The sequence below is a fragment of the Pedobacter sp. WC2423 genome (genome assembly GCF_040822065.1).
GTDB lineage: Bacteria > Bacteroidota > Bacteroidia > Sphingobacteriales > Sphingobacteriaceae > Pedobacter.
This window is the reverse complement of the sequence record NZ_CP162005.1, coordinates 5,003,903-5,018,190: the sequence shown is the minus strand read 5'-3', so window position 1 is coordinate 5,018,190 and position 14,288 is coordinate 5,003,903. Positions and strand designations below refer to the sequence as shown.

Here is a 14,288-nt window from a genome sequence, read left to right as displayed (position 1 = left end):
TTACATCGCTACTTCTATCTTCACTTTCTTATTTTTTATTTTCTCATTAGCCAGCGCTGACAGCACCTTATTGACCATACTGCGTTTTACAGCAACATATGAACTCTGGTCTTTAACTTCGATCAATCCGACATCGTCCTTTTCTAATCCGCCTTTTTTAAGTAGTAAGCCTACGATATCAATTTTGTTGACCTTATCTTTTTTACCCGCAGCTATGTATAAAGTTTGCCACTGACTATCTTTTGGTAATTGATAATTACCTTTTAACTTCTCAATTTCTATATCACCTTTCAGAAAAGGATATTTATCTTCCTCAGTCATCATCAGGTAAGCAGTTCCTTTCGCATTCATACGGGCTGTACGGCCATTTCTATGCAAAAAAGCATCTTCTGTATAGGGTAATTGATAATGAATAATATATTCTACTTCCGGAATATCCAAACCGCGTGAAGCCAGATCTGTGGTAATTAATATTTTAATACTTCCATTTCTGAATTTCAGTAAAGCACGCTCTCTTTCATCCTGCTCCATCCCGCCATGAAAAATATCATGCGCAAGATCTTTATCAATCAGCAGGTCACTGATCCGGTCTACTGTTTCTCTGTGGTTACAAAAAAGCAAGGTAGTTTTATTGCCTATTTTACAGATCAGTTCAAATAACGTGTCCAGTTTATCTTCTGCGGTAGTCATTACCTTTTTCAGTTTCAAATCCGGTGCAACCTTTACATCCTTCAGGAAGTTGATTTCTACAGCAGACTTAAGTCCTGTAAAATCAGGAATTACCTCCATTTGTGTTGCAGAAGTAAGCATACGTTGTTTTAAGGAACGCATGTTGCCAATAATATAGGCCATATCTTCCTGGAACCCAAATTCAAGGGCTTTATCAAACTCATCCAGTACCAAAGTGGTTATAGATGATTCATCAAAGTTTTCTTTTCTAAGGTGATAAGCAATCCTTCCGGGCGTACCAATCAATACCGCAGGAGGCTGCTCAAAGTTGTTTCTTTCTGTTTTCACAGGGTGACCGCCATAACAGCAGTTCACTTTAAAACCAGTACCCATTTGTTTAAATACCTGCTCAATTTGTAAAGCAAGCTCCCTTGAAGGAACCAGTATCAACGCTTGTACCCCTTTTGTAGCTGCATCTAAATTTTTTAAAACTGGCAATAAGAAGCCAAGCGTTTTACCAGAACCTGTTGGTGCAAGTAAAACCACATCCTTTCCTTTAGCTGTAGCGGCAATTGCTGCATGCTGCATTTCATTTAAAGAATCGATTTTTAAATTACCCAATACCTTTTCTACCATCATGCCGCAAAGATAAGGGAATTAAGCTAAGATTAGCGCAAAAGGCAATTGACTAAGAAACTGTTCAGGCTTTTCTAATATTTCAGGAACTTTTTCCTGATTTTGCTCATCCGCAGCTGCGCATTCTTTTCTAGTTTCATCAACATGGTACCTCTCTTGGTCATCCAGGAGGTTACTTTATGATTTGCCTGCTGAATTGGGGAATAGATTTTTTCCTCCAGAATATCAAGATATTTAGCATTAGACCTGCTTTGTTGAAGTAAGAAGAATTCATTCATCAGTTCTGTTTTCATCTTTAATAGCTTTAAGTGAGGGCTCAGTTAATTGATTTAACGCACAGCGACTGTACTATAGTATCACCGTTGTTAGCATAAATGTAATAAAAAATAAGCAGGAGATGTATCCTTTATACATTAAAAATAAGGTAAAATGTCCCATAATATTCTTTATGCCAACAAATAGCCCGATAGTTTGTTTCTACTAAATAATATACTAGTAAATACATCAGAAATCACATTTAATGGACAGACACACCTATCAAACAGGAATAATTGGAAACTGTGCCTTTTTAGCGCACATCAACAAAAACACTAATATTGATTGGTTATGCTGGCCAAGATTTGACAGTTCATTTGTTTTCGGCGGACTGCTCGACAAAGAACAAGGCGGAGAATTCTCTATTTTACCTGAAGGGGAATATACTTCAGATCAGCATTATGTTGAAAACACGAATATTTTAAGTACAACCATTACCAGCGAAGAAGGTTCTTACCGGATCACTGATTTTGCACCCAGATTTTATCAGCACGAGCGTTTTTACAAACCGTTAATGTTAATCCGTAAAATTGAACCGCTGGAAGGGAATCCAAGGATTAAAGTAGTTTGTGACCCCGTTTTTAATTATGGGGAAGGAAAACAACAAGGTTCAAGGGGCAGCAATCACATCCAGTTTACCGGAGCTGAAAACGATATGCAGCTCAGCACTAACATTTCACTTTCTTATATTGAAGACGAAAAGTATTTTGCACTTAATGATACCAAATACCTGATCCTGACCTACGGGCATGATTTAGATGCTCCGATTGAAAGTACAGCAGAAAGATTTTTGACCGAAACCCAAAAATACTGGCGCACCTGGATTAAACACTCTACTATAGCGGGCTTTCATCAGTCATTGGTTATCCGCTCCGCTCTTGTCCTTAAAATTCATCAATACGAAGACACAGGAGCGATCATTGCAGCCAGCACAACCAGTTTACCGGAATCCCCAGGAAGTACCCGTAACTGGGATTACAGGTACTGTTGGATGAGAGATACCTATTACGTAATTACCGCGCTGAACCACATTGGTCATTTTGAAGAAATGGAGCGCTATTTCAACTACATCACAGATATTTCCTTCAGAAATGACAAGCGCTATCAGCCACTTTTTGGTATTGCCGGTGAACGTGTGCTTACAGAACGTATCCTGACTAATCTGAAAGGCTATATGGGCAATCAGCCAGTGCGTGTAGGGAATCAGGCTTATGAACATATTCAAAATGACATCTATGGGCAAGTATTGATTTCAATGCTGCCTTTGTATACTGATAACAGGTTTGTTTTTAATGAACGTAAGGATTCTGCAATCTGGCTTGATTATTTACTGACCAAGATTGAAAGTACCATTGATGAAAAAGATGCTGGAATCTGGGAATTCCGGAACCTCGCCAATATGCACTGTTATACAAATTTATTTCAGTGGGCAGGTGCAAGTGCAGCTTTAAAAATGGCGAAGACTATTGGCAACAAAGAATTCGAAGAACGCGCAAGTTTACTGATTGACCGTGCAGCGGCACATATAGAAGCTTGTTACGATCCGGAAAGAAAAGTATATAACCATGCTGTAGGCAGTGCGCATTTAGACGCAAGTACTTTACAGCTGATCCTGATGAATTATCTCGACCCCAGTTCACAGCGTGCAAAAGATCACCTGATTGCTTTGGAACAGGAACTTAAAGGGGCAAATGGTCTGTTTTACCGTTACCGTCATACGGATGATTTTGGCAAACCAAAAACGACCTTCCTGATCTGTGCTTTCTGGTATGTGGAAGCGCTGGCGATAGTCGGCAGATTAGATGATGCAGTCCGGGAATTTGAATTACTGATCGGTTATGGCAATCATCTTGATCTTTTCGCAGAGGATGTAGATGAAAATGATGGCAGTCAATGGGGTAATTTCCCGCAGGCTTACAGCCACGTAGGCCTGATGAATGCCGCACACAGAATCGCTATTAAACTCGACAAGCCCGCTTTCTTATAGAAAACGGGCTTGCTTATATATTTTGAGGGAGTTCGTTAGTTTGCTGCCAATGTTTTCAGGAACTCACGTACTTCCACAAAATCTCTTAAGTAATATCTTGCTGCTGAAATATTGCTTCCTACTTTAATCGTATAATCTTCTGGCTTCAGCGCTTTGAAAATATCTTCATCTGTATGGTCATCGCCCAGTGCAATAATAAAATCAGGATGACTACCATACAACCAGGCTAAAGTAGCTTTCCCTTTATTCACTTCTACATTTTTAAACTCGATCACTTTATTACCTGGCATCATCTGCAAGCCTTTATCGGCAACTGTTGCACCCAGATGGTTAATGATCTCGTTCGCCCTGAGCTCTCCTAAGCCTTCTTCTACTTTACGGTAATGCCAAACCAGTGAATAACTCTTTTCTTCAATGAAAGAACCCGGAGTACGGTCTGTATAAGTATCCAGCACGGTACTTATTTCCTGTTTCCAGCGGTCAGTCAGCAATGGCAAAGACTTCCATTCCTGCTGCTGGTGTTTTTGCCATGCGCCATGTTCAGCAATTAAACCCAATTTCAAATGTCCAAACCACTGTTCCAGTGTCTGATGTCTGCGTCCGCTGACGATGACTACCTGATTTGCCGGATCAGCAGACAATTGTTCCAGTATATCATATAATTCTTTATCGGGCGAAGCTTTATCAATATCTCCGTTAAAACCAACAAGAGTTCCGTCATAATCCAGAAAAATAAACCGGTCCTGAGCTATCGAATAAGCCTCCGCTATCTGTTCCCGTATTGCTTTTACCGCATGTTTAGTTAACAATGACTCTTGCATCTGTTTAACTTCAGCTAACTTATCCATAAAATTCTTGACCCAAAGGTGTATATCAAATTTCTTTACAATGCCTCTCATCACAGACATTCTTGTCCGCTGCTCCGTAACAGGCATATTGATCGCTTTAACAATAGCCCGCATTACATCCCCAATATTATTAGGGTTTACAATCAGCGCATCATTTAGTTCTTTAGAAGCCCCGGCCATCTCACTTAAAATAAGTACCCCGGTATTTTCTACCCTGCTGGCTATATATTCTTTGCTGACCAGGTTCATTCCGTCGCGCATCGGGGTTACCAAACAAATATCTGCTGTGTAATAGAGTGCAGATAAAAATTCTACAGGAAAAGAACGGTAAAAATAATGTACCGGTAACCAATTTAAAGTTCTGAAATGCGCATTGATATTTCCTACGAGCTGATCAATCTGATCTTTTAATTCTCTGTATTGCGCAACTGTATCCCTGGATGGCACAACTATCATATACAATGATAATTGCCCTATATATTCAGGATGAGTTTCCAGCAGCAATTCATAAGCCTGTAAACGCTGTAATATTCCCTTGCTGTAATCCAGCCTGTCAATGGTTAAGATAATTTTGCATTCCTGCATCGTCTCTTTGAGAGAAAGCACATGTTCAGCAACCAGCGGATCATCAGTCAGCTTCTCAAATTTATCCGCATCAATTCCCATCGGAAAAGCTTCTACTACAATCTGCCTGTCTTTAAAGGTGACTACATTATTTGATACTTTTGCTGAGGATAAACGTGAAGCTGCACTTAGAAAATGTCTGACGTCGTCAAAAGTGTGGAAACCAAGCAAATCTGCGCCAAACATTCCGCCAATCAATTCTTCCCGCCATGGAATCAGGCGAAACATTTCATACGAAGGAAAAGGAATATGCTGGAAAAAACCAATGATGACATGAGGCTGTGCGTCTCTTATCAATTGAGGAAGCAATAAAAGCTGGTAATCATGTATCCAGACTGTATCATCTTCATTCAGATGTGCAGTAACTACTGCTTTAAACTTATCATTTACACTTTGATAGAAATCCCAATAGGTTTGTTCAAAATGTGCATAGGTAACCATATAGTGAAATACGGGCCATAAAACTTCGTTGGAAAATCCTTCGTAATAAAGGTTGATTTCATCAGGAGTTAAAAATACGGGGATCAGATTGAGTTCAGCGAGCTTTTCAGTAACTTCCTGCTGCCGTTCTTCAGGAACATCAATTCCAGGCCATCCTACCCATACATTATTCCCTTTTTTATAAACCGATCCTAAACCGGTAGCTAAACCTCCTTCACTTGGACTAAGGAGATACTCCCCATTTTCTTCTACTATTTTAACGGGTAATCTATTTGAAACTATAATTGTTTTATTCACCATGTTATAGCCTGATTAACATGATTCCTTACATATTGTTTTAATTTTTATGTATTAAAGAAATTACACAAGTTAACTTTTCAACATCCAACCTGTTGACAACTATCTGATTGTTAGCAAATAAACAATAAATAATTAATGTATCTTTAACATAATCACCTTAATTTTAGGAAACCTGAATACGGGTTGTTCTTTAACACCAATAACGTATGACCTGGAAAAAATTCAACGGCGAAGTGATCCACTTGCCAATTTTAGAAGAAGTAGAAAAAGCTATCATCAGAGAAACCGAAAAAGGCTATCATCTTAAAGTATGCGTGGGTACAGATTCGCAGGTTAAAGGTGCTTACACTGATTTTGCTACAGTGATTGTTCTGCTAAGAGAACAACATGGAGGTTTCATGTACATCCATCAGGAAAAGACCACGCAACAAATGAGTATTAAAGAAAGAATGCTCATTGAAGTACAAAAATCCATAGAAACTGCTTATGCAGTCTGTGATCTGCTGGACTTGTATGACGTGGATCTTGAAGTACATGCAGATATTAATACCAATCCTATGTTCAAGTCTAACAAAGCATTGAACGAGGCCATGGGATATATCCTGAGCATGGGGTTTATTTTCAAAGCTAAACCAGAGGCTTTTGCCAGCTCAACCTGTGCAGATAAAATGGTTCATTAAGCAAACAGGCCTACCAGCTTTTAGTAGAAATCAAACGACCGGTTTGATGAAGTGGTTTGGCTTGTTGCGCTTCAGACAGATATGCTTTGAACTCGGCAGCAAGGGCAGACGATTGTCTTCCTGCCTCACTCACAAAGGCAGACCACTCTCCCGCATTTAACTTACCCGGGCTTTTCTCCAGTGGAATCCCTTTTACCGTTGCAGGAACAAAATTACCATAGCGATCCCTTTGATAAGGAATAAATAAGAAATCCGTGAGCCAGAATCTATACCGCTCGCCTTTAATTTCAAATCTGAAATTATACAATATCTCTCCGCTGGGATGCGACAATACATACGCAGTTTTATTAATCACGAATTTACCACGCTGTTCCAATGCTGTACTGTCAACCGCAAAAGGGTCCATCTTTTTCAGCTTAAAGAATGCTTTCGCCCTGAAAGCCAGAGAATCCGCAGATACAGGAAGCTGGGTCACGACTTCATAATGGATGTATTTCCCGATTTCATCTTTTTGTAACTCTTTGATTGCTTTGGCCTCCTGAGCAAATGCACCAGAGATGATCAGCAGTAAGAATAGAAATAGAAAGGCACCAGGCCATAAGACCTGGTACATTTCATGGTTATAGTTGAATTTAAAATGCATATACCGCAGCTAATGAAAATTGTGAAGCATTTTTTGTAGGGTCAAGATTATTCTTGATGAACCTTGCCGTTGAACCATTATCAAACCTGACCTCAGGTATAAATGTTAATCCGCCCGCTTTTAAATTTGCAGTTAGCGTAATCGATTTAACATTTGATCCTTCCAGATCAGGAACATCTTTCGTTTTGAAATATTCTCCTCTCAGCCCTAAAGAAAAATTCGTTGTAAAAGCATTTTGCAAATAAAGCGCAGCCCCGCTATATCCCCCATTGTTATTGGTTACTGAATAATCAGCAGCATTTAAACCAATCTTTACTTTCTCCGTTACCTGATAAGAAGTCGTTAAATCATAAATTGATCCCGTCCCTGTCGCTCCGGATGCTCTCCCGGTTAATAAATTCAGGTAAGCTGTCCATCCTTCAACGGGAACAACGGTCAATTGAGCCCCAAAATGCGTCACTCCATTCACGTCTTTATAAGCATTCCAGTCATTGAATAATCCGACCATTAAAGCAATTTTCGGAGAGAAGGTATAATTCGCTCTGATTCCTGCATTCTGAAAAGGACCATTCGTAAAAAGATACGAAGTAGAATAATTAAAATTACCAGTAGGCACGATTACTTCATAACCAATAAAAGTGCTCATATAACCTGCAGTAAGCGCTAGTTTATTGGTTACTGCATAAGACATGTACAAATTCTGTATATGAAAAGAATTGTCAGCATTATTAGTTTCTCCTTCACCGTTAGGGATTGAGCCATATTGCCCACGCGGGCCAAATGACAACTCTCCTACAAAAGAAGCTTTTCCTGTAGTTTTCTTTAAAGCCAGGTCAAGCATTCCGATAGACACTGAATTCTGGTCATTTGCAAAGCTCGTCCCAATATTAGGCTTTTTAGAGAAATCATACTTGTAATAAACATCCGCCGATCCCGAGATCTGCAACGGCGATGAAGCGGGCGTTTCCTGAGCGTAAGTGGCAGCGCTCATGGTAAGGGCAGAAAGCGTGAAAAAAGATTTAATCTTCATAGTGGTTAGTTAGGTTGGTTGAGGTTGCAAAGGTTGGTTGGTTGGTTGGTTGGTTGGTTGGTTGGTTGAGGTTGCAAAAGTTGGTTATTAGGATCAGGACAATGGAGAATTCTCCATTTCAAGCCCGGTTGAAGAGACAATCAAAGTACCCTGAGAATATTTTTCATTATGCTGACTTGCGTCAAGACCTTCTTCTTCTTCTTCTGAGGTTACACGGATCGGCTGAATTACATTTATTAATTTGAAAATCAGGAAGGATACCACAAAGCTGAAGGTGGCTACAATCAGTACCCCTTTCAATTGTGTTAAAAAGAAATCCGCATTTCCATAAAACAAACCATCTGCGCCCGCAGCATTTACAGTTTTAGTGGCAAATACCCCTGTCAGTAACATCCCTACAATACCACCTACACCATGACAAGGAAATACATCTAATGTATCATCAAGACTGGTTTTAGATTTCCACATCACTGCCAGGTTAGAAATAATAGCCGCAGCAACACCTATAAAAATACTATGTGGAATAGCCACGAATCCTGCGCCCGGAGTAATCGCAACCAGACCTACTACTGCACCAATACAAAATCCAAGTACCGATGGTTTTTTACCCATTAATACATCAAAAAACATCCACGATAAACCTGCCGCTCCCGCTGCAATATTTGTAGTTGCGAATGCAGATACAGCCAGACTATTTGCACCTAATGCTGAACCTGCATTAAATCCAAACCAGCCAAACCACAACAGTCCTGTACCAATTAATACATAAGGGATATTTGCAGGTGGAATTTCCTGATGATCCTGGTGAACTTTTCTTCTCTTCAATACAAGCGCGCCTGCAAGTGCAGCCATTCCGGCAGAAATATGAACAACTGTACCACCGGCAAAATCCAGTACCCCCATTTTAAACAGGATACCGTCAGGATGCCATGTCCAGTGTGCCAGCGGTGAATAAACAAAGATGGCGAACAGTACAATAAATAAGATATAAGAAGTAAAACGTATACGTTCAGCAACTGCTCCTACCACAAGTCCAGGAGTAATAATAGCGAACATCAGCTGAAATAATGCAAATAAGGTTAAAGGAATTGTTGGTGCAAGGCTCCATGCCGGACCGGAATTCACTCCCTGGAAAAACAGAAAAGTTAATGGATTTCCAATCAGGCCGTGAATACTTTCTCCAAATGCAAGACTAAAACCTACTGTAACCCATAATACACTGATTATACCTGCCGAAACTATACTTTTAATCATCGTGGAAAGCACATTCTTTCTGTGTACCATTCCACCATAAAAGAAAGCAAGGCCCGGTGTCATTAGAAAAACGAGTGCAGTGGCTACCAAAATCCATGCAATATCAGCTGCATTATATTTACCAGCTTCAAAATCGGCATGTAATGGAACAAAAAGTGCTGCAATTGCAACAATTGCAAGAACAACGAACGGAATTACCTGTTTAAATAGAACTTTATTCATATATATTATATTTTTAATGGTTTATTAGTTGATTTATTACATTATTAACATAAAAATAGTAATAAACTTCAACAATTAACAACATTACAAACAAAATATAACAAAATATGGATCATTTTGGATCACAAAACCACAAAAACAACAAAAATAACTTCAATAAAAATGAATTATTAGAATTTACAGCCTGAATAATTCTCATTATTTAAGATAAATTCAAAAAACAACCTGAAAATATATGATAATTGTTTTTATTTCATTTCACAGTAAAAAACACAAACAAGACGGTAGTTTAAATTGTTAATTCCTGTATTGCTACCTTTGCAATACAAATTATGAAAGCATTCCACCTTAAATTCTCTCAATTCCTGCCAATCAGCTTACCTGAAGCATGGGATTTCTTCTCTTCCCCAATGAATCTGGCCAAAATAACCCCAAAAGAAATGGCTTTTACGGTCACCTCGCCAATTCAATCAGACGAAAAGATGTATCCAGGAATGATTATTACTTATAAGGTATCTCCCGTTGCGGGAATCAAGTTAAACTGGATGACAGAAATCACCCAGGTATCAGATCAAAAATACTTTATTGACGAACAACGATTTGGCCCCTATAAATTCTGGCATCACCAGCATCATTTCAAAGCTGTGCCCGGAGGTGTGGAAATGACAGATATATTAACCTATGGATTACCGATGGGAATTTTCGGAAATATAGCAAACAGCGTATTTGTAGCCCGCAAATTACAGCAGATTTTTAATTTCAGAAAGCAGAAAACAATTGAATTATTCGGAGATTATACCGCAGCCACTGCCGGCACATAGGCAGAGCCCTGTACTATCCCTCTTTTTTCGATTTCCCTGTCTATATAAGTTTGAATAGACGATTTATTTAAACCCCAGTTTGGTGCAATCAATAAATCCCAGTCAGAAATACCGAACAGACGCTGAATAACAACATCCGGTCTTAATAAAGGGATCAGCTTACACAACAGATCTGTGTATTCTTCGAGCGTAAACAATTTAAAAGGCTCTTTCTTGTATTTGGCGCCCATGATAGACCCTTCTACAATATGAAGATGGTGGAACTTCACAAACTTAATTTTCGGGAACTTATTGATCTCATGAATATATTCCAGCATCATCTCTTCAGTTTCCCATGGAAAACCAAAAATAGTGTGCACACAAAGATCAAGCTTACTATTATCCAGTAACTTAACAGCCTCTACAAACTCTGCATGACTGCACCCCCTGTTGATCTGATTTAGCGTATCATCATAAATAGATTCCATGCCCATTTCCAGATCCACATCAAAACGATCGGCATAACTTTCAAGTAAGGCTACTTTTTCCGCATCAATACAATCCGGGCGTGTTCCTACAGAAAATCCGACAACATCTTCACTATTAATAGACAAAGCCTCATCATACATCATTTTTAAATAATGTACCGGTGCGTAAGTATTCGTATTCGGCTGAAAATAAACAATGAATTTATCCGCTTTATAAAATCCTTTACCACGCTCCATTCCCTGCTCCAGCTGCTCTCTGATAGTAGGCAACTTTCTGGAAAGCTCTGGTGTAAAAGAATCTACATTACAATAGGTACAACCTCCATATCCCTTACTACCATCACGGTTAGGGCAGGTAAACCCACCATCAACAATCACTTTGAACACACGCTGTCCTTTATACTTTTCCTTAAGGTGAGTACCGTAATTATTATAACCTTTTATGCCTGAATCTAATGGAGTTCCCAAATTGCTTTTGTATTATTTTTTTTGCAAAAATACACCTTTTAATTTAAAGTTCAAGCCACAGGAAAGCAACATCTGGAGATCAGCCCCTTATAAGCATTAAACAATAAAAGCAATTACTTAATCAGCGCAGGCAGATTTTCACTGTTGCCATTCTTAGTAAACTCAGCATAGCTCTTCTTGATATAGATGATCATTTCATAATCCGACATCTCCATTGTCTCCCTGCGTGATGGCCTGTATTGATCAATGAAACGCTGAAGGGGCTCCCCCTTTAAAGAAGTAACGCGTGTTATCTTTGACTTAGAAAACACCTTATCCACATAATTATTGTCCTCCCCTTTCAATAATCTCTTTTGTAACCTCGACATTGGTGCTTTATTCTTCCCGAACAAATTAATAACCTGTAACACATCAACACCAGCTATAGCCGCAGTGCTCATGGTATTTCTATTATTCTCAGTAAACCGCGGTGACCTTACATAAGCGGATTTCGAAATAAAAATATCCTTCACTCCCGGACTCTTATAAGCAAAAACCGGTAAAAACTCCTGTCTGTATCTCAGTGAATCAAACTCATACTTATTCCTGGCCTCAATCTGCACTTCCTGTAAAATAAAAGGTACAGCCTCCAGCAAAACTACCACAGCCCCCTTATTGGCTTTCAGCGTAAAATAAGAAGTCACATAATTGGCCCGGCTCACCTTTACCACTTCGCCCGCATTAATATCAGACAACCCAAACTCACCCTTTTGATTACTAAAAACAATCCCATAACTCGTCGTGATGGTTGCATTCTCAATCGGTGTCCGGGTATCCTTATCGAAGACAGTACCCAATATCCGCTGTGCAAAAAGCTGACAGGAAAAAGAAAGGACTAACGCTAGAGTAAATATAAATTTCATGCCTGCTGATTTAGGAAACCGTGAATAACTTGATGTTATAAATTTAAACAACTTCTAAATATTATCCCATACAAAACAGCACTTAACACCAAAAAACTTAAGACAAGATGACATTAAAACCGCATACAGCACAAGCATCCGATACTGCTATCCAATTGAGTTATCCGGCCAGCAATCAAAGAGCAATCCTAATAAATAATCAAAAGCTATTCAACCAAGCAATCCAAATTAGCCATCCAACCAGCAATCCTGCAAAATCTGTGAGCCCGTAACCATTTTATCTCTTTTCGCCTCCAGGATTCCTCAATAACATGGTGAAAAATAAAAAACCCGTTATACTATGTTCGGACATTGCATTCGGGCCCACTTCCGGGCCACAAAATGCTAGACGAACATAGTATAACGGGTTTTATTATTTCCCTTTACTTATCCCTTCGGCTTAGAAAAGAAATAAACCGGTATACCTGCGAGCATGATCAGCACCCCCCACCCACACGTACTAAACTTAGTAATCAACAATGCCACACAAATAGCCGCAGCAATTACCATATATAAAGCCGGCAATACCGGGTACCCAAACGCCTTATACGGACGTACCAGATCAGGCCGTTTCCTTCTTAAAATAAATATCCCATAAATAGTCAGGATATAAAAAATCATGACAATGATCACTACATAATCCAGTAAATCACCATACTTGCCCGTTAAACAAAGAAAAGAAGCCCAAATACACTGGAACCACAAAGCCCAGCCCGGTACACTCGACTTGTTCAGCAAAGCCGCCTTCTTAAAAAACAGCCCATCCTTTGCCATCGTATAATAAACCCTTGCCCCAGCCATAATGAGTCCATTATTACAAGCAAAAGTTGAAATCATGATCATTACAGCAATAGTAATCGTGCCCACATCCCCAAAAATATATTGTGCTGCCGCTACAGCCACACGATCAGACTTTGCAAAAGCAATCTCATTTAAAGGCATTACAGAAATGTACATCAGATTCGCTGAGATATAAATCACACTCACGATGAAAGTTCCGAAAAACAAACTTAAACCCACATTACGCTCAGGCCTTTTAATCTCACCAGCAATAAAAGTAACCCCGACCCAGGCATCACTCGAAAAAAGCGAACCCACCATGGCCGCTGCGATACCAGAAAGCAAAGCAGTACCACCAATAGAAACCCACGAACCATTTTGCGCATCAAAAGCCCTTGTATTCCAGGCATCAGCCCAATTCGCATTCCACACCTGCGTATTTGCCGCGATTAAAAAACCACCGGCAATTAACCCCAGCAGCGAGAAAATCTTAATAATTGTCAGAAAAGTCTGTAGAATTTTACTATCCCTCACCCCTCTGCTATTGATATAAGTCAGCAAAACAATCGTAACAATCGAAACCAATTGCGCCGCATTTAAATGAAAAGACCCTATACTATATAAAATATTGGTATCACTCAAAGGCTCATACAAATAAGCAGCAAACTTAGAAAAAGCAACCCCTACCGCAGCGATTGTTCCTGTTTGAATCACCGCAAAAAAGCTCCACCCATACAAAAACGCGATCAGCTTATTATATGCCTCCTTCAAATAAACATACTGACCACCCGCTTTTGGAAACATGGCACTCAGCTCACCATAACTTACCGCTGCCACTACCGTCACCAATCCTGTCAATACCCAGATCAGAATGAGCCAGCCCGCCGAGCCGACCTGCCTGGCAATATCAGCACTTACAATAAATATCCCCGATCCGATCATGGAACCTACAACAAGCATAGTTCCGTCTAAAAGACCAAGCTCTCTCTTAAAAGAGCTATCCTCAATTTCTTTATTCATTAGTTGGTTTGGTTGGTTGATGATTAATCCCTAAGGATGCGCTAATATATTTAAATTCTTAAAATAAAAAGATCAGGCCACAACTATAGCTGTAAATCTTTCAACCACAGCTGATTAATTTGGGAATGTCAGAAACTCTCAT

At 39.5% G+C, this 14,288-nt stretch carries 12 protein-coding genes; 3 read left to right on the top strand and 9 right to left on the bottom strand.

The window, feature by feature from the left end; genetic code table 11:
- Window positions 1–1,308 carry a DEAD/DEAH box helicase gene (locus AB3G38_RS20990; RefSeq protein ID WP_367865674.1) on the bottom strand — a complete coding sequence of 436 codons (1,308 nt, stop codon included), beginning with the start codon at window positions 1,306–1,308 and terminating at the stop codon, window positions 1–3.
- A 71-nt stretch (window positions 1,309–1,379) separates the two neighbouring features.
- Window positions 1,380–1,598, bottom strand: a complete 219-nt coding sequence (locus AB3G38_RS20985) for a hypothetical protein (RefSeq protein ID WP_111636021.1) — start codon at window positions 1,596–1,598, stop codon at window positions 1,380–1,382.
- A 227-nt stretch (window positions 1,599–1,825) separates the two neighbouring features.
- Here AB3G38_RS20985 and AB3G38_RS20980 point away from each other — a divergent pair, with 227 nt between their 5' ends.
- Entirely contained in the window at window positions 1,826–3,607 is a 1,782-nt protein-coding gene (locus AB3G38_RS20980) for a glycoside hydrolase family 15 protein (protein ID WP_367865673.1), read from the top strand.
- Between the two features lie 35 nt (window positions 3,608–3,642).
- Here the strand turns inward: AB3G38_RS20980 and AB3G38_RS20975 are convergent, their stop codons facing one another.
- Complete coding sequence (locus AB3G38_RS20975; RefSeq protein ID WP_367865672.1) at window positions 3,643–5,820, bottom strand: bifunctional alpha,alpha-trehalose-phosphate synthase (UDP-forming)/trehalose-phosphatase; 2,178 nt, start codon at window positions 5,818–5,820, stop codon at window positions 3,643–3,645.
- Window positions 5,821–6,026: 206 nt separating this feature from the next.
- Between AB3G38_RS20975 and AB3G38_RS20970 the strand changes: the two genes are divergently transcribed.
- Window positions 6,027–6,500, top strand: coding sequence for a ribonuclease H-like YkuK family protein (locus AB3G38_RS20970; RefSeq protein ID WP_068403032.1), 474 nt, complete (start codon window positions 6,027–6,029; stop codon window positions 6,498–6,500).
- 10 nt (window positions 6,501–6,510) lie between these two features.
- On the opposite strand, the gene AB3G38_RS20965 is transcribed toward AB3G38_RS20970, so the two are convergent.
- The 3 genes from AB3G38_RS20965 to AB3G38_RS20955 all read right to left on the bottom strand — a co-directional run bounded on the left by AB3G38_RS20965 (window position 6,511) and on the right by AB3G38_RS20955 (window position 9,649).
- The gene (locus AB3G38_RS20965; protein WP_367865671.1) at window positions 6,511–7,143 is read right to left on the bottom strand and encodes a hypothetical protein; all 633 of its coding nucleotides are present in this window, start codon (window positions 7,141–7,143) and stop codon (window positions 6,511–6,513) included.
- On the bottom strand, window positions 7,133–8,173 hold the full coding sequence (locus AB3G38_RS20960) for a porin (protein ID WP_367865670.1): 1,041 nt from the start codon (window positions 8,171–8,173) through the stop codon (window positions 7,133–7,135). Before AB3G38_RS20960 ends, AB3G38_RS20965 begins: the two co-directional genes overlap by 11 nt.
- A gap of 93 nt (window positions 8,174–8,266) precedes the next feature.
- Window positions 8,267–9,649 (bottom strand): ammonium transporter, encoded by a 1,383-nt coding sequence (locus AB3G38_RS20955; RefSeq protein ID WP_367865669.1) that lies wholly within the window; start codon window positions 9,647–9,649, stop codon window positions 8,267–8,269.
- 332 nt (window positions 9,650–9,981) lie between these two features.
- On the opposite strand from AB3G38_RS20955, the gene AB3G38_RS20950 reads away from it, so the two are divergent.
- A complete protein-coding gene (locus AB3G38_RS20950; RefSeq protein WP_367865668.1) occupies window positions 9,982–10,470 on the top strand; it encodes a hypothetical protein in 489 nt (162 codons plus the stop codon).
- On the opposite strand, the gene AB3G38_RS20945 is transcribed toward AB3G38_RS20950, so the two are convergent.
- The 3 genes from AB3G38_RS20945 to AB3G38_RS20935 all read right to left on the bottom strand — a co-directional run bounded on the left by AB3G38_RS20945 (window position 10,443) and on the right by AB3G38_RS20935 (window position 14,146).
- Complete coding sequence (locus tag AB3G38_RS20945; protein WP_367865667.1) at window positions 10,443–11,405, bottom strand: TIGR01212 family radical SAM protein; 963 nt, start codon at window positions 11,403–11,405, stop codon at window positions 10,443–10,445. The genes AB3G38_RS20950 and AB3G38_RS20945 overlap by 28 nt on opposite strands.
- A gap of 113 nt (window positions 11,406–11,518) precedes the next feature.
- A complete protein-coding gene (locus AB3G38_RS20940) occupies window positions 11,519–12,307 on the bottom strand; it encodes a hypothetical protein (protein WP_367865666.1) in 789 nt (262 codons plus the stop codon).
- 426 nt (window positions 12,308–12,733) lie between these two features.
- Window positions 12,734–14,146: an APC family permease gene (locus AB3G38_RS20935; protein ID WP_367865665.1), complete on the bottom strand. Its 1,413-nt coding sequence runs from the start codon at window positions 14,144–14,146 to the stop codon at window positions 12,734–12,736.
- Window positions 14,147–14,288: the final 142 nt, after the last annotated feature.